Raw genomic sequence first — 21,119 nt, 5'->3', positions numbered from 1 at the left:
GATGTCACGCTATGTGCTCGCCAAACTCGGGCAGGCGGCGTTCGTGGTGTGGGGCGCCTACACGCTCACCTTCGTGCTGCTCTACGTGCTGCCCTACGACGCGGTCGACATGCTGTTCGACCCCTCGCAGGGCGACCTGGTCACCGAGCAGGACAAGCAGAACTCCCGGGTGTATTACGGCCTCGACCAGCACCTGCTCGGTCAGTACGCCGACCGGCTGCTCGACGCGGTGCGCGGGGACTTCGGGGTGTCCACCAGGACGGGTGAGCAGGTCTGGCCGCTGATCGTGTCGGTGCTGCCGCAGACCGCGCTGCTGGCGGGCACGGCGCTGGCGCTGGCGGTGGTGCTGGCCTTCGCCGTGGCCGCCACGGCGGGCTACACCCGCTCCCGGTGGCTGGCCGACCTGGTCGCGACCCTGCCCGCGGCGGGGGTATCGGTGCCGGTGTTCCTCGTCGGACTCGCACTGCTGCAGGTGTTCTCGTTCCAGCTCGGCTGGTTCCCGCCGATCGGCAACGCGGGCGTCACCGCGCTGGTGCTGCCCGCGGTGACGCTGGCGATCCCGGTCTCGGCGCCGATCGCGCAGCTGCTGATCGAGAACTTCGACGCGGAACTGCGCGCCGGGTATGTCACCGTGTCGGTGGCCAAGGGCGCCACTCGCCTGTGGGTGCTGGTGCGCGAGGTGGTGAAGAACGCCGCACTGCCCGCCCTCACCATCGCGGGGGTGACCTTCGGCAACCTCCTCGCGGGCGCGGTGATCGTCGAAACCGTGTTCTCCCGTGCGGGATTGGGCAGGCTCACCGAGACCGCGGTGCGGACCCAGGACGTGCCGTTGGTGCAGGCGGTGGTGGTGTTCGCCGCGCTGGTCTTCGTCTCGGTGAACTTCGTCGTCGATCTCGTCTATCCGCTGGTGGACCCGCGCCTGCGGTCCCGTGTACAGGCAGGGACTCCGGCATGACCGTCCTCGACCCCGAACGTCTCGTTCTCGCGGCACCCCGCCGGGGCCGGACGCTGATCCGCGCGCTGACGGCCGCACCGGGACTCACCCTGGCCTGGCTCGTGATCGCGACCGTGCTGGCGTGGGCGCTGGTGCCGTCGTGGTTCACGAAGTACTCACCGCTGGAGGGAGATTCGGCGGCCAGTTTCCACCCGCCGAGCCTCGAGCATCCGTTCGGCACCGACCGGCTCGGTCGGGACCTGCTGGCCCGCGCCATCTACGGCACCTCGACGACACTCACCGCGACCCTGCTCGCGGTGGCCATCGGCTTCGTCCTCGGATCGGCGATCGGACTGCTCAGTGGCTTCCTCGGTGGGCGCGCCGACGCGGTGATCATGCGCTTCGTCGACGTGCTGCTGGCCGTGCCCGGCCTGCTGCTGGCGATGACCGTGGTCACCGCGCTGGGCTACGGCACCGTGAACATCGCGGTGGCGGTGGGCATCTCGGCCGTGGCGGCCTTCGCCCGGGTGATGCGGTCGGAGGTGCTCCAGGTCGCGGGCACCGACTACGTCGAGGCCGCGTACGGCTCCGGTGGCGGCTTCGGCCGCGTCGTGCTCCGGCATGTCCTTCCGAATTCGCTCGCGGCGGTGCTCTCGCTGGCCGCGCTCGAATGCGGCACGGCGGTCCTTGCTGTCGCCGCCCTCGGCTTCCTCGGCTACGGCGCGCCGCCGCCGGAGCCGGAGTGGGGGCTGGCGGTGGCCGAGGGCAGGGACTACCTGGCCACCTATCCCTGGATCGCACTGCTGCCCGGCCTGCTGATCGCCGTGGTCGTGCTGTCCACCAACCGAATCGGCCGATCGCTGGGAGGCACCCGATGAGTGAGCAACACCCGCTGCTGCGGATCGAGAACCTGTCCGTGCGCTACCGCACCCGAGGCACCGACGGCGGGCACGCCGCCGTCGAGGGCGTCTCGCTGACCGTGCGCCGGGGCGAATTCGTCTCGATCGTCGGCGAATCCGGTTCGGGTAAGAGCACCACCATCCACGCGGCGCTGCACCTGCTGCCCGCCACGGCACGGGTCACCGCGAGCGCGCTGGCTCTGGACGGCCACGACATCGCGGGCTGGACCGATCGCCGGCTCGCCCGGCTGCGCGGCCCGTTCGTCGGGTTCGTGCCGCAGGACCCCGGCACGTCGCTGAACCCGGTCAAGCGTGTCGGCGTCCAGGTACTGGAGGCGCTGCGGCTGCACCGGCGGGTCGACTCGGGTACCGGCCGGGAACTGGCTGTGGCCAAGCTCGCCGCGGCCGGGCTGCGCGACCCGGACCGCGTATACCGGCAGTACCCGCACGAGCTGTCGGGCGGGATGAAGCAGCGCGTGCTCATCGCCATCGCGCTGGCCAACGATCCCGCGCTGCTGGTGGCCGACGAACCGACCTCGGCACTGGACGTCACCGTGCAGAAGGTGATCCTCGACCACTTGGCCCACCTGCGCGACACCCTCGGTCTCGGTGTCCTGCTGGTCACCCACGACCTCGGTGTCGCCGCCGAGCGGTCCGATCGGCTGATCGTGATGCAGCACGGCCGCGTCGTCGAGGAGGGCAGGGCGCGGAGCGTGCTCAACGACCCGCGGCAGGAGTACACGCGTGAGCTCGTCGCGGCCGCGCCGAGCCGGGACAGCCGCAGACTCACCGGCACCGGCAGCGCGGCGACGGTCGCACCCACCGCGCTGCTGCGGCTGCGCGGTCTGCGCAAGACCTTCCCGCGCGGTGTGGTGCGCGCGGTCGACGATGTCTCGCTCACCGTGCGGGCGGGGACCACCCACGCCCTGGTCGGCGAATCCGGCGCGGGCAAGTCGACCGTGGCCAGGATCGCGGCCGGGTTCGCCGCGCCCGACGCGGGGGAGGTGTGGTTCGACGGTGACCGCATCGACGGCCTTTCCCGCGCGCGGTTGCGCCCGATCCGCCGCGAGATCCAATTCGTCCACCAGAATCCGTACTCCTCGCTGGACCCGAAGTTCACGGTGGCCGAGATCGTCGGCGAACCCCTGGCCGCGCTGCGCCTGCTCCCGCGAGGTCCCCAGCGGCAGGCGCGGGTGCGCGCCCTGCTCGACGAGGTCGCGCTCTCGCGGGAGCAGCTGCGGCGCCGACCGGCCGAACTCTCCGGCGGTCAGCGTCAGCGCGTGGCCATCGCCCGCGCGCTCGCGGCCGGACCGCGCCTGCTGGTCCTCGACGAGGCCGTCTCGGCTCTCGACGTGTCGGTGCAGGCGCAGATCCTGCGGCTGCTGGCCGACCTGCAGCACGAACAGGGGCTGACCTATCTGTTCATCACCCACGATCTCGGCGTCGTGCGGCTGATCGCCGACGAGGTCACCGTCCTGCGGGCCGGTGCCGTCGTCGAATCCGGTCCGGTGACACAGGTTTTCGACGCGCCCTCGCGGGACTACACCCGGCGGCTGCTCGACGCCGTCCCCGCCGGCACGCCGGAACCGCGGGAGGCGGCCGTTGCCCGAACGGCGTAGCGCCGCTGCACAGAATCGCTCTGATCGTAAGGATTTCCTGGAATGTCACCGATACGGATCATTGGGATATCCGGATGACAACCGGTCGAAGCGAGGAATGCATGTACGACATCCGACGCCTTGTCCTGTTGCGTGATCTCGCGGAACGAACCACCATGACCGCGGTCTCGGAACTGCACGGAATCACCACCTCCGCGGTGTCGCAGCAATTGCGCATTCTGGAAGAGGAAGTGGGCACCGTGCTCACCCGGCGCGAGGGCCGGGTGCTGCGCCTGACCCACGCGGGCCGGGTGCTCGTCGATTACACCTCGCGCATCATCGCCGCCCTGGAGGAGGCCGAGAGCGCGGTGGCCGCGACGGCGGAGGCGATCACCGGGGTACTCACCCTGGCCACCTTCCGCACCGCGCAGACCCGGCTCGCGTTGCCCGCGGCCGCGAAGCTGATGAACGAGCACCCGGGTCTGCGGGTGCGGGTGGTGGACATGATGCCGGTGGACTCGGTGCCCGCGGTGCGGCAGCAGGAGGTCGACATCGCGATCACCTACTCGTACTCCTTCCGGTCCCGTGACCTGCCGCTCGGACTGTCCTCGGAGTTCCTCTTCGGCGACCCGCTGGTGCTGCTCGCCCCGCCCGGCCTGCGGGAACGGGCGCGCCAGTCGGGGCTGGCCGCCGTGCGCGATGCCGACTGGATCACCGCCCGCGACGGCGCGCCCTCGATCGTGTCGGTGATGTACGCCTGCCGTGAGGCGGGATTCGCCCCGCGGATCGAGCACCGCAGCGGCAGCTTCGCCGGCATGGCCGAGATCGTCGCGCACGGGCTCGGGGTCGCGGTGGTACCGGAGATGTCGGTGCCGCCGGAGTACCGGTCGCTGATCGCCTGCACCATTACCGACGGGTCGCGTCAGGTCGGCGTGACCTACCGGCAGGCCTCGCTGGAACGGCCCGCCATCGGGGCGGCCATCCGCGCGTTGCGCAGCATCGATATTCCCGAACAATTGGCGTCGTGATATCGGCCGATATTCGAGAAAAACTGAACGAATCTCGTAGGCCGCCTGTCTTGTTCGGCGACGCGGCCTGTTCCGATACTGAATCGCGACTATTCGTTCAGCGTGCCCCGGCCGCCATTTCCGGCGAATTCCGGTGGGCCGCACAGAGCTGCGTTCGATCACCGCCAGGTGGTCGGGCGCGACCAGGAGAGTGACACCCCCATGACTTCCGTGGCACCGGCACCGACCGCGCACGGTCTGGACGAGGACGCGTTCGCCGCCGCGCTGGCCGCGATCGCCCGCCGCGCCGAGGAGCACGATCGCGCGGGCGAATTCCCGTTCGCGGCCTTCGAGGAATTGCGGGCCATCGACGCGCCCGCGCTGACGGTGCCGGTCGAATTCGGTGGGCTGGGCGCGGGCCTGGCCGAGGCGGTCGAGGTCATCGAACGCGTGGGTGCCGCCGATCCGTCGGTCGGGCTGATCCTGCAGTGGAACTACACCAACCACCTGAGCCTGCTGCGTGCGGACAGTCCCTGGCCCGCCGCCCTGGCCGAACGCGTGCTGCGGTCGGCGGCCACCGACGGCGCGCTGATCAACGGGCTGGCGGTGGAACGCGAACTCGGCAGCCTCTCCCGCGGCGGGCTCCCGGCCACCACCGCGACCCGGCTGCCGTCCGGCGACTGGCGCATCGACGGCGAAAAAGCCTACGCCACGGGAATTTCCGGGCTGAGCTGGTTCACCGTCACCACCAGCACCGCCGAACCGAGCCCGCGCCTGGCGACCTTCCTGCTCGATCGCGCCGCCACCGGCTGGCACGTCGAGCAGACCTGGAACCACCTGGGCCTGCGCGCCTCCGACACCCAGTCGGTGGTATTCGACGGCACCGTGGTGCCGCACGAACGACTGGTGGACCTGCGTGACCCCAACGACGGCACGACCAAGGTCCGGCGCGCGGGACGGCAGGCGCTGCCGCTGCTGCTGGCCGCCAACTACACCGGTGTCGCGATCGCGGCCAGAGACTGGCTGGCGCGGTATCTGCACACCAGAGTGCCGACCGCCCTGGGGGATTCGCTGGCCACCGTGCCCCGGTTCCACGACCGGGTCGGCGAGATCGAGGCGTGGATCCAGACAAGCCGTGCCCTCGTCCGCCAGGGGGTGGCGAGCCTGGCCGACGACGAACACAGCCGCCTGCCCGCCCTGGCCAAACACGTGGCCACCACCACGGCGATCCGGGTCACCGAGTCCGCGCTCGACCTCACCGGCAATCCGGGCCTGGACCGGCGGCATCCGCTCGAGCGGCATCACCGCGACGCCATGGTGGGCCGCATCCACTTCCCGCAGAGCGATTTCGTGCTCGCCGACCTCGGCCGTGCCGCGCTCGCGGCGGGCCGCATCGAGGAGGAACAGCAGTGACCCGACGACAGGTGCACCTCAACGTCAACATCCTCAACGCGGGCGTGTTCGGCGGATCGTGGCGCTTCCCCGGCACGGACCCGGCCGGGAGCTTCACCCTCGACCACTATGTGCGGATCGCACGGCGCGCCGAGGAGGCCGCCTTCGACGCGATCTTCCTCGCCGACGGCCCCGCGATCCGGGAGGACATCCGCTACCGGCCGTTCAACAGTCTCGAACCGACCGTGATCCTGGCCGCCGTCGCCGCGGCGACCGAGCGGATCGGCCTGATCGCCACGTTGTCGTCGAGCTACAACGACCCCTACGACGTCGCCCGCCGATTCGCCTCGCTCGACCTGCTCAGCGGGGGCCGGACCGGCTGGAACGTGGTCACCACCGCGGGCGCCGACGCGGCCCGCAACTTCGGCTTCGACGCCGAACCGGCCCATGCCGCCCGCTACGAGCGCGCCGCCGAATTCGTCGAAGTGGTGCGCGCACTGTGGAACAGCTGGGAACCCGGCGCGTTGATCGGGGACAAGGCCACCCATCGCTTCGCCGACCCGGCCCGCATCCACGCCGCCGACCACCGTGGCGCGCATTTCGACGTGGCCGGACCGCTGAACGTGCCGCGCTCGCCACAGGGCGAACCGGTGGTGGTGCAGGCGGGCGCGTCGAAGGACGGGCGGGCCCTCGCCGCCCGGGTCGGCGAGGTGATCTTCACCGCCGCCCAGACCGAGGACGAGGCGGGGGAGTACTACCGTGACGTCAAAGCGCGTGCCGTCGGCTACGGCCGCCGGGCCGAGGACGTCCTGGTGCTGCCGGGGCTGTCGACCGTGATCGGGTCCACCGAGGCCGAGGCGGCGCGCCGCCGGGAACTGCTGGCCGAACTGGTGCCGCCGGAATACGCGCTGGACCGGCTGGCGACCCAGCTCGGCGTGCGTCGTGACGATCTCGCCCTCGACGATCCGCTGCCGTGGCACCTGCTCGCCGATCCCGACGAGGCGGGCGGCTCGCAGACCTTCTACAGGATCGCCCTCGGGCTGGCCCGGCGCGAGAACCTCACCGTGCGCCAGCTCCTGCGGCGGCTCGGCGGCGGCGCCGGGCACCGGATCGTCACCGGCACACCGGAACAGATCGCCGACGCGATCGTCGACTGGGTCGACAAGGGGATCGCCGACGGCTTCAACCTGATGCCCGACGTCCTGCCCGGCGGTTTCGACGACTTCGTCGACGGCGTCGTGCCGATCCTGCGCGAGCGCGGGGTGTTCCGCACCGACTACGAGGCGACGACCCTGCGCGGTCACCTCGGCCTGCCCGTCCCGGCCTACCGGGGCACCATCGCGGAAGGAGCTGCCTGATGGCACGCGGACTGCGTTTCCTCGTCAACGTCGGCAGCGCGGGCTACCACCCGGCCGCCTGGCTGGAGCCGGGCCTGCCCGCGGACGCGTTCATCCAGCTGCCGCACTATCAGCGGGTGGCCGCCGAAGCCGAACGCGGGGCGCTGGACGGGCTGCTGTTCCCCGACATCCCGGTACAGCAGCCGGGCATCGCCCGCGCGCCCGCCGCCACTCTCGATCCGATCCTGCTCACCTCGGCGCTGGCCGTGTCGACGGAGCGGATCGGGTTGATCCCCACCGCCACCACCTCGCTCAACCTGCCCTACAACCTGGCCCGGCGCATCCTGTCGCTCGACCATGTCAGCGGCGGCCGGGCCGGCTGGAACGTGGTCACCACCTTCGAGCCGAACGCGGCGCGCAACTTCGGCATCCGCGAGCTGCCCGAGCGCGCCGAACGTTACCGGCGTGCAGGCGAATACGTCGGCCTCACCGAGAAGCTGTGGGACAGCTGGGAATCCGACGCGCTGATCGGAGACCAGGATGCCGGTGTGTTCGCCGATCCGGACCGGGTACACGCGGTGGATCATCGTGGCGAGTTCTACTCGGTCGCAGGCCCGCTGAACGTGCTGCGCTCACCCCAGGGTCGGCCCGTGCTGGTCCAGGCCGGTGCGTCGCCGCAGGGTCGGGCATTCGCGGCGAATCACGCCGAGGCCATCTACACGACACAACTGAGCCTGTCGGCATCGCGGACGTTCTCCGACGAGATCCGGTCGGCCGCCGCCGCTTCCGGCCGCGACGGCGCGGCGATCCGGATCCTGCCCGGTCTGGTCCCGGTGCTGGGTGCGACCGAGGCCGAGGCCCGCGCGCGCTTCGACGAGTTGCAGGGCCGCCTGCACCCCGACAGCGCGCCGGTGCGTCAGCTCGCCCGCTGGCTCGGCTATCCGGACACCGACCTCGACCTCGACGCGCCACTGCCGCACCGGCTCACGGTCCTGCCCGAGGGGCGCATCGGCCCCCAGGGCTTCTTCGCCACGATCACCGGCTACGCGCTCGAGACCGGCCACACCGTGCGACAGCTGCTCACCGAGTTCCTCGGCGGGCACCGGGTGGTGATCGGGACCCCGGGCACGGTCGCCGACCACATCGAGTTGTGGTTCCGCAACGGCGGCGTCGACGGGTTCACCATCATTCCGGCGGTCCTGCCCGACTACCTCACCGATTTCGTCGACCAAGTCGTGCCCGAATTGCGCCGACGCGGCCTGTTCCGCCACGGCTACGAGCACAGCACCCTGCGCGGCCACCTCGGGCTCCCCGTTCCCGCCAACTCCTTCGCCACTGTCTCCGCTACCGGAAAGTGACCACCACACCGTGACAACCCGCTATCTAGGCCGCACCGGCGTGCTGGTGAGCCCACTCACCCTGGGCGCCATGAACTTCGGCGCCTGGGCCAATCCTGACCACGACGACGCGGCGACGATTATCCATCGCGCGCTCGACGCGGGCATCACCGTCGTCGACACCGCCGACGTCTACTCCCAGGGCGAGAACGAGGAGATCGTCGGCAAGGCCCTGCGCGGACGCCGCGACGACGTGGTGCTCGCGAGCAAGTTCCACGGACAGATCGGCACCGACCCCAACCATCGCGGCAACTCCCGCCGCTGGATCATCCGGGCCGTGGAGGACTCGCTGCGCCGCCTCGGTACCGACCACCTCGACCTCTACCAGGTGCACCGCCCCGACCCGGACGTGCCGATCGAGGAGACGCTGCGCGCCCTCGACGATCTGGTGCGCGCCGGCAAGATCCGCTACTACGGCACCACCACGTTCGAACCGCACCAGCTGGTGCAGGCCCAGTGGGTGGCGCAGGATCGCAACCTGCAGCGCCCGGTCACCGAGCAGCCGCCGTACTCGATCCTCGCCCGCGGCGCCGAGCGGGCCACCCTGCCCATCGCCGAGCGCTATGGCCTGGGCGTCCTCACCTGGAGCCCGCTGGCCGGCGGCTGGCTCTCCGGTCGCTACCGTGCAGGCGAGCAGGCTCCGGTGTCGAGCCGGTTGGAGCGCCAACCCCACCGGCACGATCCCGAACTGGCCGCCAACAAGCGCAAGCGGGCCGCCGCCGAGGAACTGGCCGAGCTGGCCGACGACGCGGGGCTCTCGCTCGTGCACCTGTCGCTGGCGTTCGTGCTGCAGCACCCGGCGGTGAGCACCGTCATCATCGGCCCGCGGACCCTCGCGCAGCTCGAGACCCAGCTCGGCGCCGTCGACGTGCGCCTGAGCACCGACGTGCTCGACCGGATCGACGAGATCGTCTCGCCGGGAACCACTCTCAGCCCCGCCGACGAGGGCTACCTGCCGCCGTCGCTCACCGACGCGGCCACCCGCCGGCGCCCCACGATCGGAGCCACCCGATGAGCCTGTCCGACCTGCGCGTGCTCGGCCGCACCGGCGTCCGGGTGAGCCCGTTCGTCCTGGGCACCATGAACTTCGGCCGCCGGGGCGGCACCACCCACGAGGACTCCGTGGCGCTGATCCACCGCGCGCTCGACGCCGGGATCACCGTCGTCGACACCGCCGACACCTACTCGCGGGGGGAGTCCGAGATCATCGTCGGCAAGGCCTTGCGCGAGCGCCGCGACGAGGTGGTCCTGGCCGGCAAGTTCCACAATGCCGTCGACGACGACCCGACCCACCGCGGCAACTCCCGGCGCTGGATCGTCCGGGCCGTGGAGGACTCGCTGCGCCGCCTCGGCACCGACCACCTCGACCTCTACCAGGTGCACCGCCCCGAATCGGTGACCGCGCTCGAGGAGACCGTCGCCGCGCTCGACGATCTGGTCCGGGCGGGCAAGATCCGCTACTACGGCACCTCGGTGTTCTCGCCCGGCGAATTGATCGAGGCGCAGTGGATCGCCGATCGGACGAAGGCGAATCGTCCGGCCACCGAACAGGTTCCGTACTCGCCGCTGATCCGCGGCGTCGAACGCGAGACCTTGCCGATCGCCCGTGCCTACGGGCTGGGCGTGCTCACCTACGGACCGCTCGCGGCCGGGTGGCTGTCGGGCGGCTACCGCCTCGGCGCGAGCCAGCCGTCGTCGCACCGGGCCGAGCTGATCCCGGGCCGATTCGACATCGAGGCGCCCGCCAACGCCGACAAGCTCGCCGCGGCCGACGCCCTGGCCGTTCTCGCCGAGGAATCCGGGCTGACCCTCATCCAGCTCGCGCTCGGGTTCGTCCTGGCCCATCCCGACGTGACCGCGACGATCATCGGCCCCCGCACCGGCGCCCATTTGGACGCCTACCTCGGCGCGGCCGACATCACCCTCACCCACGACATCCTGGACCGCATCGACGAGATCGTCCCGCCGGGAACGGTTTTCGCCGAGCGCGACACCGGCAAGATCCCCGACGCGCTGGCCGACCCGGCGCTGCGTCGCAGGCGGCCCGCAGAGGGCCCGGCCGCCGTGCTCAGCGGGTCGGCCGTGGACCGGTGATGGAGGCACGCTCGACGACGCGGCGCTGGGGCCAGTAGTCGCTGGCGGCGTAGTGCTGCACGGCGCGGTTGTCCCAGAACGCGACCGTGTCGGGACGCCACGTCAACCGGACCTGGTGCTCGGGGTAGTCGGCCTGGCGGGCGAGGCGGTCGATCAGGGCGCGGCCGCGGTCTTCGTCGTAGCCGACGATGCGATCGGTGAAGATGCGGTTCACGTACAGGTGCTTGCGGCCGGTCGCGGCGTGGGTGGCGACCACCGGGTGCCGCACCGACGGATTCCGCTCGCGCATCTCGGCCTGCTGCTCGGGGGTGGCGCGGAAGCCGAAGGCGCGGGTGAAGTCGTGGATCGCGTCGAGGCCGTCGATCTCGGCGCGGGTGTCGGCGTCGAGCGACTCGTAGGCGGCGTACATGTCGGCGAACAGGGTGTCGCCGCCGATCGGTGGTACCTCGACCGCGTGCAGGACCGCGCCGAGCGAGGGGCGTTCGCGCCAGGTGACGTCGTGGTGCCAGGCGTTCTCGACGCCGACCATCTGGGAGTCCTTCTCGAAGCGGACCAGCTCGGGCTGGTCGGCGCTGGCCGCCAGCGCGGGATGGATCTCCAGCTCGCCGAAGCTCCGCGCGAACGCGACGTGCTGGGCGGGAGTCAGCGGCTGGTCGCGGAGGAACAGCACCTTGTAGTCGTGCAGCGCCCGGCGCAGTTCGTCGACGACCTCGGCAGGCTGGGCGACGGTGAGATCGATACCGCTGATCTCCGCGCCGAGGGTCGCGCCGACCTGCTCGGCGTCGAAGTGCCGCCACCGCAGGGCCGAGAGCCGCTCGCGTTCGGCCCGCAGGTGGGAGAAGGGCCCGACGGTGATCGAATACCCCGGCAGGGGGAACGGCCGCACGGCCGGCTCGTCGTGGTTCTGCGGCGCCGCGACGGCGGTGACTTCGGACATCCGGATCTCCCTTGCTCGTGTAGTCGACCGACTACAGTGCGGATACGGCTACCGTAGTCGCATGACTACAGGGCCGAGGACGGATCGGATCGCGGAGATTCCAACTCCCACCGGCCGAGAGGCCGTGCGCGCGGCCGTCATCGAGCACGCGGCCGAACTGTTCGCCGAGCGCGGCCCCGCCGCCACCTCGGTGCGCGATATCGCCGAACGCGCCGGGGTCAACCACGGGCTGGTGTTCCGGCACTTCGGTGCCAAGGAGAATCTCGTCGCCGCCGTGCTCGACCACCTGGGTGACCTGCACGGACCCGCCGCCGACCTCAGTGGAACGGTTCCGGTCGATCCGGCCACCCGCCTGCACCTGACCGTGCTGGCGCGCTGCCTCCTGGACGGCTATCCGGTCGGACGCCTCCAGCAGCGCTTCCCGATCATGGCGGCCCTCGTCGACCGGGCCGCAGCCGCGGGCGCCGACGACCGGGCCGCCGCCCTCGCCGCCGCCAACGCGGCCGCCCTGCTGGTCGGCTGGGAACTGTTCGGGCCGTTCCTGCGCGCCGCGACCGGCCTGCAGGACGTGCCGGACGCCGAGTTGCGCCGCGACGCCACCGCGCGGGCCACCCGGATCCTCGACGGCGACGCTTGACCGCGAACGACCTGTGGCCGGACCGCTACCGGTCGCTCACTCGGGCCACCGCCCGGACCGGGGCACCGTCGGCCCCGCTGAGCCGCAGTGGGAACAGCGAGATCTCGATCGAGCCGCCCACGGTCAGTAGTCGGTCCAGTCCGGTGAGGTTCTCGGCGATGACGGCGTGCGCGCCGCACAGGATCCGGTGCGCGGGAAGGGTGAGATCGTCGGCCTCGGACGGGTCGATGCTGGGCGCGTCGATCCCGACGGTCCGGATTCCCTTGTCCACCAACCACTGTGCGGCATCCGGGTGCAGGTAGGGGTGGCCGAGATAGTCGGCGGTGCCCCAGCGGGACGACCAGCCGGTGACTATCAGCATCACCGCACCCGGGACTGGATCGATGGCGAACAGCTCGACCCCGATCGCGCCGCGCGCGGGCACGGAACGCGCATCTACGAGGTGCGCTGGCCCGGTGAATCGTTCCAGCGGCAGCTCGTCCAGGGTGGGCAGGCTGTCGTCGAGGTGAGCCGGTGCGTCGACGTGGGTCCCGGATTGCGATCCGAGGTGCACGCGCAGCACGTTCACTCCGTCGTCGGCGACACGGAGGGCCGGTTCCAGCAGGACTTCCGGGTCGCCGGGGAACACCGGCATGCCGGTGTGGATCGGCTGGGTCAGGTCGATCAGGCGCACATCCGCAGCTTACGAACCGGTCCGGCGCCGCGCGGATGCGGCGCGCGCGGCGAATAATCGTTAGCCCTCCACATCATCGCCGGATAGCCTGGTGAGACCACCGAGGAGCTCTGGGGAGGAGCGAAACGATGTGGAACTGGGGAAGATCCATCGCTGAACACGCGGCCGCGGCCGCCTGGACGACCTGGCCGCCCGCCGACATCCGACCGACCGTGGTGGACCCGCCGGCGTGGGGACGGGAGGCCGGTGTCGCCGGACCGAACGCGGACGGGTGAACGGCCGACCCTCGGGTCGGCCGTCTTCACCTGCGCTGTCCGGGCTTTCGGCCCGGATCGGCCAGGCCCGCACCGGTGACGAGGGGAAGGTCCAGCGTGGTGCGGATGCCCGGCGGCGCGGCGATGACGGCGGGGATCGCGTTGACCACCCGCATCGCCGTGCCGACGAGACTGGCGTGGTTGTGGTCGCCGTGGTCGCTGAACATGGCCAGATCCAGGGTGTAGTGCGGCTCGCCGGTGATCTCGACGCGGTAGGACCCGCCGGTACGGGCGGGCTGCGGCCATTCGGGTGCGAGGTCGGCCCGCAGCCGGGTGACGTGCTCGAGCACGGTGACGGGCCGGTCCCCGACCATGCCGCGGACCTCGAATCGCAGGGCCGCCGCGGTACCGGCGGGGATGGTGCCCGACGAGATCTCGAAGGTCTCCGGCGCGGGCAGTCGCTCGTAATGCTCGGTGACGCTGTCGAGTTCGAGGTCCAGACCGGCGGCGAGCTGGCGCACCACGCTGCCCCAGGCCAGCGAGAGCACGCCGGGCTGCAACAGCAGGGGCGTCTGGTGCATGGGCCTGCCGAAGCCCATGATGTCGAACATGACCGCGGGATTGTCGTAGGTCGAGTAGTCGACGATCTCGAGGCAGCGCACCTGTTCGACGTAGTGGCAGGTGCCCAGCAGGGCCAGCGGCAGCAGGTCGTTGGCGAAACCCGGGTCGATGCCGTTGACGAACAGACTGGAATTGCCCTGCGCCGCCGCCTGTTCCACCGGGTCGAGCAGATCCGCGGGCAGCACCTGCCACGGGTACTGGAGGAAGACCGGCGCGCTGGCCACCACATTGATCCCGGCGGCGAGCAGCTCGCGCAGGTCGGCCAGCGCCTCCATCAGCCGGTTGTCGGTCATGGCGGTGTAGACGACACAGTCGGGCCGCAGCGCCAGGATGTCGGCGGTGTCGGCGGTGGCGAGTACGCCGGTGGGCGTGGGTGATCCGGCGAGCTCGGCAGCGTCGCGACCGGCCTTGTCGGGACCGGAGACGCGCACGCCGACCAGGTCGAAGCGGGGGTCGGCCAGCACGCCCGCCAGGGCGTGCCGCCCGACATTGCCGGTGCCCCAATGGACTACGCGGTGAACCATGCTGTCGTCCTCACAGATCCGGCAGGGGGATGGTCAGGTTCGGCGCGATGAGCCCGCCGTCGACCTCGAGCACCTTCCCGGTGAGGAAGGCGCCCGCGGGCGAGGCGAGGAACAGCGCGGCCGCGGCGATGTCGGTGGGCTCGCCGAGGCGCCCCAGCGGTGTCGCCTGTTCCATCGCCGTGCGCATCTGGTCGTTGCCCGCGACGATGTCGAGCGCCGAGGTGAGGATCGAGCCGGGGGCGATCGCGTTGACCCGGATCCGTGGGCTGAGATCCATGGCGGCACTGCGGGTGTAGTGCGCCAGGGCGGCTTTGGCGGTGGCGTAGGCGGCGAACGCGCGGCCCGGCAGCCTGCCCATGGTCGAGGTGATGTTGACGATCGATCCGCCGCCCGCGGTCTCGAGCATCGTCGGCACCGCGGCCCGCACCAGGGCGTGCGCCGTTCCGACATTGAAGGCGAAGGCCTCGGTGAGATCGTCGGGGGAGGTGTCGAGCAATGGTCGCGGCAGTGCCCCGCCCACATTGTTGACGACGATGTCCAGGCGGCCGAACCGCGCGGTCGCGGCGTCGGCCAGCGCGGTGACGGCGTCCGGGTCGGCCAGGTCGGCGACCACGACGTGCGCGCGCCGACCCGCCGCCTCGACCTGATCGGCGACCCGCCGCAGGTCGGCCTCGGTGCGCGCGGCGATCACCACGTCGGCACCGGCCTCGGCGAATCCGGTGGCGATCGCGGCGCCGAGGCCGCGTCCCGCTCCCGTGACAACGGCTACCCGGTCGTCCAGACGGAACTGGTCGAGGATCATGTGCACCTCTCGTGCGTCGAATATTCGACTAATATGTGGCGAATAGTCGAAGCAGTGTAGGGCGGGTCACATCCGCAGACAAGGGGCGTCATGCCGGAATCCGCGTCGCCGCCGACCCGCCGGGTCATCGAGGTGATGGAACTGCTGACGCGCGGCGACCGGGCGTTGACCGCCTCGGAGATCGCGTCGGCGCTCTCGCTCGCCCGTGCCACGGTCACCGCGGTACTCACCGAACTCACCGACGCGGGATGGGTACGCCGCGACCGCGACCGGCGCTTCGGCCCCGGCCCCGCGCTCGCCGCGCTGTCCGTCGCGGACGCCGAGATCCCGGCCGCGACGGTGAGCGCCGAGCTGCGGGCGATGGCGGTGGCCGCGCAGTGCGGCGTGACACTGAGCCGCATCGCCGACGGACGGCTCACCGTGGTGGCCAAGGAGTACGCGCGGGGCGCGCGCATCGTGCCGGGACTGGCGGTCGGACAATCCATTCCGCTGTCCTACCCGGCGGGCGCGGCGGTGATGCCGTGGCGCGGGGACGCCGAACGCCGCGCGTGGTCGGCGGCGGTGACCGGTCCGGCCCGGCGGGGCGCGCCCGCGCTGCTGCGGTTCGTCACCACCCACGGCTGCGCGATCTTCGGGCCGGACTCCGCGGACGCGGGTCTGGTGGAGGTGCTCGCCGAGCTGCTCGGCGCGGTCGGTGGCGAGGTGGTCCAGCCGGAACTCCGCGCCCGGGTGCTGCGGCAGCTGGCCCGCCTGACCGCGCGCCCCTACCGGGACGCCGACCTCGCCGACGAGCGCCCGCTGCCCGTCAGCTATCTGTCGGCGCCGGTGCTCACCGGCGCCGGTGCGCCCTACGAGGTCCAGATCGGCCCGCTGCGATCGACGGTGCGCCGGGCCGAGCGCGAACGGTACGTCGACACGATCCGCGCGGGCGCCGAGGCGCTGTCGGTGGCGCTCGCGCGAGGCGGATGACGGCCGCGCGGGTGTATTCGTCCCGCTGAGGCCCGGCGCGGCTGATTACCGTCGCCGATCGTGGCTATGCCCCCTGTGTAGGGCCTTCGCGGCGCACGGATGCGACAGGAACGAGAGTGATCATGGACCTGCGAACGACGATCGTGACGACCGCGCTGATCCTGGCCGCGCTGGGCGGGGCGACGGGATGCGCGGAGCTGGAGAAAGCGGTCAACAAGGGCGGTGACACCCGGTGCAGTGAGTACCTCGCCCAGGACTCCGCGAAAAAGCACACCACGGTGACGAAGCTGCTCGAGGAAGAGGGCCGCGGGAACGCGGCGGCGGACCAGAACGATGTCGACCTGGCGGTCGCCGCGATCAACCTGATGTGCGGCGGGCAGGCGAATCCGGACACGCCGATCCGGGACGCGGATCTGTCCGGAGTGCTGGTCCCGAAGTGAGGACCGCGCGAACAGTCCCACTCGGCGGTCACCCGATGTCGTCCCGGCGCGGTTCCATGGGACGGTGAGGGGTCGAGAACAGTCCACCCAGGAGGTCACCGGGCATGCGGGGAATCAACCACATCGTCTTGTTCGTCGCGGATCTGCCGCGCAGCATCGCGTTCTACGAGGACGTGCTCGGATTCGAGCGGCTCGCCGAAGGGTTCCCCGGTGGCGCCTTCCTGCGTCACCCCGGCTCGGCCAACGACCACGATCTCGGGCTCTTCCAGGCCAGGACGCGCGGTGCGGGACAGGGCTCGGTCGGGCTCTATCACGTCGCGTGGGAAGTGGATACGTTGGCGGAGCTGGCCACGGTCCGCGCCGCCCTGGCCGCCGCGGACGCGCTGACCGGCGCGAGCGACCACGGGTCGACCAAGGCGCTCTACGCGCGTGACCCCGACGGCATCGAGTTCGAGGTGTGCTGGCTGGTGCCCGACGCGCACGTGGAAGACGCGCTGGCGCCCGGCACCTCCCTGACCGCGCCGCTGGATATCGACGCCCAGATCCGCCGATACGGCGCCGACACCCCGGGCGGTCCGCGCACCGACCCACAGGTGTGGGCCAGGGTCGCGGCGCGGCGGGCGGCCCTGTCCTGATCGGATTCGGCCCACTGAGTGGGAGGAATTTCTTACACCGTCAGGTCGAACGTGGTTACTGTCGAAGCGATTCGACGACGTGAGGGACCCATGACACAGACGACCGGGGACATCGGCGCACTGCTGCGACGCGTGCAGGTGATGGAGGACAAATGGCAGATCCTCGAGCTGATCGCCGCCTACGGTCCCGCCGTGGACAGCGGAGCCGCCGACGCCACGGCCGCACTGTGGTCCGAGGACGGTGAGTACGACGTCGATTCGGGGATGCTGCGCGGGCGCGCGGAACTGCGCGCGATGGTCGGCGGCGCACCGCATCAGGGCTTCATCACCAACGGCTCGGCGCACCTGCTCGGCCTGCCGCACATCGAGGTCGACGGGGACCGCGCGGTGGCCATCGGCCATTCGCAGCTGGTGCTGAAAGTGCCGGGCACGACCGCGGACTTCCGGGTCGCCCGGATCACCGCGAACCGCTGGGAACTGGTCAAAGCCGACGGGCGCTGGCAGGTCGAGCGCCGGGTGGCCCGGCTGCTGGACGGCAGGCCGGAGGCGCGCGAGCTGCTCGGCGGTGTCGGCACCGGATCCGAACGGAGCTGAGCATCATGGATCTCGACAAGTACGGCCCCTGGGCGGTGATCGCGGGCGGGTCGGAAGGAGTCGGCGCCGAATTCGCCGAGCAGCTCGCCCGCGCCGGCACGCATCTGGTGCTGCTGGCACGCAAGGAAGAGCCGCTGCTGGCGACCGCCGAGGTCTGCCGCGCCCACGGCGTCGAGGTGCGCACCCTGTCGGTCGATCTGCTCGCCCCCGACGCGCTCGACCGCATCGCGGCCCTCACCGAGGACCTGACGGTGGGCCTGCTCGTCTACAACGCGGGCGCCAACACCTACGGCCACGAGTTCGTGACCGGTGACCTCGACCGATTCCGCGCGGTGATCGACCTCAACATCACCGCCCAGCTGCGGCTGGTCCAGCACTTCGGCGCGCCCATGCGCGAGCGGCGTCGCGGCGGGATCCTGCTGGTCGGCTCGCTCAGCGGCTATCTGGGGTCGGCGCAGATCAGCGTCTACGCGGCCGCCAAGGCGTTCCTGCGGACCTTCGCCGAGGGGCTGTGGCTGGAGATGCGCGACTACGACGTCGACGTCCTGCACTTGGTACTCGGCGTGACCCGCACCCCGGCCATGGCCCGGGCCGGCCTGCGGATGGACCGCCCCGGCCTGCGGGTCTCCGAACCACGCGAGGTCGCCGCGCAGGGGCTGGCGAGCCTGCCGAACGGACCCGTGGTCGTGGTGGCGGAGTTCGCCGCGATCGCCGAACGCAACAGCGGAACCGACCGGGCCGAGCTGCTGCTGGCGGCGAGCGCCGGGGCGCGCAAGCTCCTGCCGCCGCCGGGTGCTCGGGAGGCGGCGCGATGAGGATCGGGATCGACACCCCGGTGGTCACGCGGGTGCCCGGCGCGCACAGCCCGTGGGAGGAGTCGGCGGGCATCGCCGAACTGGCGCGGATCGCCGTCGCCGCCGACCGGCTCGGTTTCCATCACCTCACGTGCAGCGAACACGTCGCGGTGCCGACCGCCGTCGCGGCGGTGCGTGGCGCGACGTACTGGGATCCGCTGGCCACCCTGGGCTACCTGGCCGCGCGCACCGAACGGATCCGGCTGGCCACCAAGGTGCTCGTCCTCGGCTATCACCATCCGCTCGAGATCGCCAAGCGCTACGGCACCCTCGATGTCGTGAGCGGTGGACGGCTGGTCCTCGGCCTGGGGGTCGGCTCGCTCCAGGAGGAATTCGAGCTCCTCGACGTGCCGTTCGACGACCGCGGCGCCCGTGCCGACGCCGCCCTGATCGCGCTGCGAGCCGCGCTGTCGCAGCGCGTCCCGCACCACGACGGCCCGTATCACCGGTTCTCGGACCTGGTGGTCGAACCGCACGCCGTGCAGGAATCGGTCCCGCTGTGGATCGGTGGCCGCACGGCCCGGTCGCTGCGGCGCGCGGTGGACCTCGCCGACGGCTGGGTCCCGTTCGGGCTGACCTTCGACGAGATCGGCACACTGCTCGCCCGCCGCGAGCCGCCCGCCGGCTTCGAGGTCGTGCTCTCGGCCGGATCCCTGGACCCGCTCGGAAACCCCACGGGGACAAGGAAGAAGCTCGCGGCGGCGACCCGCGCGGGCGCGACGGTGATCGGCGCCGCGCTATCGGCGACCTCGGCCGAGCACTACTGCGATCAGCTCGGCGCGCTGGCCGAGATCCGCGACGAGGAGTCCGGGGCGGTGCCGGTTCCCGGCAGGTGACCGTCCATCCACCGCAGCATTCGATCGACCGAGTCGGCGCAGTCGTCACCCGCGCCGGACTCGGCCCACTCGATCAGCGCGGCGAAGGTCGCCGACTGGTAGGCGGTCGCGAGCGCCCGGCAGATGGCGGCGGGGGAGCCGGGTAGCCGGCGGGCGAGATAGCCCGACAGCGTGTCGATCCAGGGCTGGTAGATCCGGGGCGCGGTCGCGGCGAGCTCGGGTTCGGAGGAGATCAGCCGCAGCCAATCCGGCGCGAGCTCGTGGATCCGCGGGTCGCGCGACACCGATTCGACGATCGCCGTGCGGACCACCAGCGCGGGCGGCGCGTCCTGGGCTGCGCCGGTGAGCGCGTCGCGCAGCCGGTCCGTGGCAGGCGCGACCCCCAGCCAGGCGATCTCGGCCCGGGAGGAGAAGTGCCGCAACAGGGTTCGCGCGCTGATCCCGGTGGCCTCGGCGAGGTCGTTCCAGCTCGTCGTGGCGAAACCGCGTTCGGTCCACAGGCGCAGCGCGCCCACGGAGACGGCCCGGGTGTCCAGCACCGACGGGCGGCCGGGGCGGCGGGCAGCGGGCGGCGTCACGGCGAAAGCCAACCAGTTTTGGCGAGGTGTGTCAATATTGCGGTCGACCACGAGTCACCTCATCGAACAGGAGTAACTGGTATGGAATTCGTCAATGCGTCCGCGATCGTCACCGGCGGCGCGTCGGGTCTGGGCTTGGCGACCGTGCGGGAACTGCACGCGCAGGGCGCCAAGGTCGTCATCGTCGACCTGCCGTCGTCCAACGGTGCGACCATCGCCAAGGAGCTGGGCGAGGGCGCGGCCTTCGCGGCAGCGGACGTGACCGACGAATCGGCGGTGTCCGCGGCCCTCGACGTCGCCGAATCGCTGGCGCCGCTGCGGATCGCGGTGAACTGCGCGGGCATCGGCAACGCGATCAAGACGGTCGGCAAGAAGGGCGCGTTCCCGCTCGCCGACTTCACCAAGGTGATCAACGTCAACCTGGTCGGCACGTTCAACGTGATCCGGCTGGCCGCCGAGCGCATGGCGGCCACCGAGCCGGTCGGCGAGGAGCGGGGCGTCATCGTCAACACCGCCTCCGTCGCCGCCTACGACGGCCAGATCGGCCAGGCCGCCTACTCGGCGTCCAAGGGCGGCATCGTCGGCCTGACCCTGCCGGTCGCGCGTGACCTGGCGGGCTTCAAGATCCGGGTCGTCACCATCGCGCCCGGTCTGTTCCGCACCCCGCTGTTCGAGACGCTGCCCGAGGAGGCGCTGCAGTCGCTCGGCGCGCAGGTGCCGCACCCCTCGCGCCTTGGCCAGCCCACCGAGTTCGCCGCGCTGGCCCGGCACATCGTGGAGAACCCCATGCTCAACGGCGAGACCATCCGCCTCGACGGCGCGATCCGCATGGCGCCGCGCTGATCCGATCGGCACCACGACCACCGGCCGGGCACTGTGCCCGGCCGGTGGTCGTCTGTCCGGGTCCGGTGCCGTGACCGGCTACCGCATTCCGCCCCGGCCATCCGGGACAATTGGGACATTTCACTCGTCCCATCGGTGCTACTCGTTCGTCCTCCCCGCCGCCGCAGGCCCTTGATTTGATACTGGCGCCCGACGCGCAGACCAGCGTCGGCAGCGCACAGCTCGACATCGTGGCGACACGATCCGGGGAGCGGAGGACGGCTT

The 21,119-nt window shown here is 71.4% G+C and carries 22 protein-coding genes; 17 read left to right on the top strand and 5 right to left on the bottom strand.

Annotation, left to right across the window (positions count from 1 at the left end; all coding sequences use genetic code 11):
* Window position 1: 1 nt before the first annotated feature.
* The 9 genes from ACFVW6_RS17360 (at window position 2) to ACFVW6_RS17320 (ending at window position 10,658) form a co-directional block, all read left to right on the top strand.
* Window positions 2-955, top strand: coding sequence for an ABC transporter permease (locus tag ACFVW6_RS17360; RefSeq protein ID WP_378828600.1), 954 nt, complete (start codon window positions 2-4; stop codon window positions 953-955).
* Window positions 952-1,812 (top strand): ABC transporter permease, encoded by an 861-nt coding sequence (locus tag ACFVW6_RS17355; RefSeq protein ID WP_378828597.1) that lies wholly within the window; start codon window positions 952-954, stop codon window positions 1,810-1,812. Before ACFVW6_RS17360 ends, ACFVW6_RS17355 begins: the two co-directional genes overlap by 4 nt.
* Complete coding sequence (locus ACFVW6_RS17350) at window positions 1,809-3,452, top strand: dipeptide ABC transporter ATP-binding protein (protein ID WP_378828595.1); 1,644 nt, start codon at window positions 1,809-1,811, stop codon at window positions 3,450-3,452. Before ACFVW6_RS17355 ends, ACFVW6_RS17350 begins: the two co-directional genes overlap by 4 nt.
* A 74-nt stretch (window positions 3,453-3,526) precedes the next feature.
* Window positions 3,527-4,459 (top strand): LysR family transcriptional regulator, encoded by a 933-nt coding sequence (locus ACFVW6_RS17345; protein ID WP_378828593.1) that lies wholly within the window; start codon window positions 3,527-3,529, stop codon window positions 4,457-4,459.
* Between the two features lie 201 nt (window positions 4,460-4,660).
* Complete coding sequence (locus ACFVW6_RS17340) at window positions 4,661-5,851, top strand: acyl-CoA dehydrogenase family protein (protein WP_378828591.1); 1,191 nt, start codon at window positions 4,661-4,663, stop codon at window positions 5,849-5,851.
* Window positions 5,848-7,188, top strand: a complete 1,341-nt coding sequence (locus ACFVW6_RS17335) for an LLM class flavin-dependent oxidoreductase (RefSeq protein ID WP_378828589.1) — start codon at window positions 5,848-5,850, stop codon at window positions 7,186-7,188. Before ACFVW6_RS17340 ends, ACFVW6_RS17335 begins: the two co-directional genes overlap by 4 nt.
* Entirely contained in the window at window positions 7,188-8,525 is a 1,338-nt protein-coding gene (locus tag ACFVW6_RS17330) for an LLM class flavin-dependent oxidoreductase (protein ID WP_378828587.1), read from the top strand. The genes ACFVW6_RS17335 and ACFVW6_RS17330 overlap by 1 nt, the downstream gene beginning before the upstream one ends.
* A gap of 10 nt (window positions 8,526-8,535) precedes the next feature.
* Entirely contained in the window at window positions 8,536-9,579 is a 1,044-nt protein-coding gene (locus ACFVW6_RS17325) for an aldo/keto reductase (protein ID WP_378828584.1), read from the top strand.
* Window positions 9,576-10,658 carry an aldo/keto reductase gene (locus tag ACFVW6_RS17320; RefSeq protein WP_378828582.1) on the top strand — a complete coding sequence of 361 codons (1,083 nt, stop codon included), beginning with the start codon at window positions 9,576-9,578 and terminating at the stop codon, window positions 10,656-10,658. The genes ACFVW6_RS17325 and ACFVW6_RS17320 overlap by 4 nt, the downstream gene beginning before the upstream one ends.
* On the opposite strand, the gene ACFVW6_RS17315 is transcribed toward ACFVW6_RS17320, so the two are convergent.
* Window positions 10,633-11,595, bottom strand: a complete 963-nt coding sequence (locus ACFVW6_RS17315; protein WP_378828580.1) for a TauD/TfdA dioxygenase family protein — start codon at window positions 11,593-11,595, stop codon at window positions 10,633-10,635. The genes ACFVW6_RS17320 and ACFVW6_RS17315 overlap by 26 nt on opposite strands.
* Window positions 11,596-11,656: 61 nt before the next feature.
* Here ACFVW6_RS17315 and ACFVW6_RS17310 point away from each other — a divergent pair, with 61 nt between their 5' ends.
* Complete coding sequence (locus tag ACFVW6_RS17310; protein WP_378828577.1) at window positions 11,657-12,232, top strand: TetR/AcrR family transcriptional regulator; 576 nt, start codon at window positions 11,657-11,659, stop codon at window positions 12,230-12,232.
* Between the two features lie 25 nt (window positions 12,233-12,257).
* On the opposite strand, the gene ACFVW6_RS17305 is transcribed toward ACFVW6_RS17310, so the two are convergent.
* The 3 genes from ACFVW6_RS17305 to ACFVW6_RS17295 all read right to left on the bottom strand — a co-directional run bounded on the left by ACFVW6_RS17305 (window position 12,258) and on the right by ACFVW6_RS17295 (window position 15,106).
* On the bottom strand, window positions 12,258-12,905 hold the full coding sequence (locus ACFVW6_RS17305; protein WP_378828575.1) for a cyclase family protein: 648 nt from the start codon (window positions 12,903-12,905) through the stop codon (window positions 12,258-12,260).
* A 301-nt stretch (window positions 12,906-13,206) separates the two neighbouring features.
* Window positions 13,207-14,304: a diacylglycerol kinase gene (locus tag ACFVW6_RS17300; RefSeq protein WP_378828573.1), complete on the bottom strand. Its 1,098-nt coding sequence runs from the start codon at window positions 14,302-14,304 to the stop codon at window positions 13,207-13,209.
* A gap of 10 nt (window positions 14,305-14,314) precedes the next feature.
* The gene (locus ACFVW6_RS17295; protein ID WP_378828571.1) at window positions 14,315-15,106 is read right to left on the bottom strand and encodes an SDR family oxidoreductase; all 792 of its coding nucleotides are present in this window, start codon (window positions 15,104-15,106) and stop codon (window positions 14,315-14,317) included.
* Window positions 15,107-15,196: 90 nt separating this feature from the next.
* Here ACFVW6_RS17295 and ACFVW6_RS17290 point away from each other — a divergent pair, with 90 nt between their 5' ends.
* From ACFVW6_RS17290 to ACFVW6_RS17265, 6 genes are all read left to right on the top strand, one after another.
* A complete protein-coding gene (locus ACFVW6_RS17290) occupies window positions 15,197-16,075 on the top strand; it encodes a helix-turn-helix domain-containing protein (RefSeq protein WP_378828568.1) in 879 nt (292 codons plus the stop codon).
* A 122-nt stretch (window positions 16,076-16,197) separates the two neighbouring features.
* Window positions 16,198-16,515: a hypothetical protein gene (locus tag ACFVW6_RS17285; protein WP_357346821.1), complete on the top strand. Its 318-nt coding sequence runs from the start codon at window positions 16,198-16,200 to the stop codon at window positions 16,513-16,515.
* 104 nt (window positions 16,516-16,619) lie between these two features.
* Window positions 16,620-17,150 carry a VOC family protein gene (locus ACFVW6_RS17280; protein ID WP_378828566.1) on the top strand — a complete coding sequence of 177 codons (531 nt, stop codon included), beginning with the start codon at window positions 16,620-16,622 and terminating at the stop codon, window positions 17,148-17,150.
* 90 nt (window positions 17,151-17,240) lie between these two features.
* Window positions 17,241-17,744: a nuclear transport factor 2 family protein gene (locus tag ACFVW6_RS17275; RefSeq protein ID WP_355272465.1), complete on the top strand. Its 504-nt coding sequence runs from the start codon at window positions 17,241-17,243 to the stop codon at window positions 17,742-17,744.
* A 2-nt stretch (window positions 17,745-17,746) separates the two neighbouring features.
* The gene (locus tag ACFVW6_RS17270) at window positions 17,747-18,559 is read left to right on the top strand and encodes an SDR family NAD(P)-dependent oxidoreductase (protein WP_378829413.1); all 813 of its coding nucleotides are present in this window, start codon (window positions 17,747-17,749) and stop codon (window positions 18,557-18,559) included.
* The gene (locus ACFVW6_RS17265; RefSeq protein ID WP_378828564.1) at window positions 18,556-19,434 is read left to right on the top strand and encodes a TIGR03619 family F420-dependent LLM class oxidoreductase; all 879 of its coding nucleotides are present in this window, start codon (window positions 18,556-18,558) and stop codon (window positions 19,432-19,434) included. The genes ACFVW6_RS17270 and ACFVW6_RS17265 overlap by 4 nt, the downstream gene beginning before the upstream one ends.
* On the opposite strand, the gene ACFVW6_RS17260 is transcribed toward ACFVW6_RS17265, so the two are convergent.
* Entirely contained in the window at window positions 19,368-20,012 is a 645-nt protein-coding gene (locus ACFVW6_RS17260) for a TetR/AcrR family transcriptional regulator (RefSeq protein WP_378828562.1), read from the bottom strand. The genes ACFVW6_RS17265 and ACFVW6_RS17260 overlap by 67 nt on opposite strands.
* Before the next feature lie 81 nt (window positions 20,013-20,093).
* Here ACFVW6_RS17260 and ACFVW6_RS17255 point away from each other — a divergent pair, with 81 nt between their 5' ends.
* Window positions 20,094-20,855: a 3-hydroxyacyl-CoA dehydrogenase gene (locus tag ACFVW6_RS17255; protein ID WP_355272460.1), complete on the top strand. Its 762-nt coding sequence runs from the start codon at window positions 20,094-20,096 to the stop codon at window positions 20,853-20,855.
* Window positions 20,856-21,119: the final 264 nt, after the last annotated feature.

Source organism: Nocardia sp. NPDC058244, from assembly GCF_042882065.1.
In the GTDB taxonomy this organism is placed as follows: Bacteria; Actinomycetota; Actinomycetes; order Mycobacteriales; family Mycobacteriaceae; genus Nocardia.
This window is presented reverse-complemented; position numbering and strand designations above follow the sequence as displayed.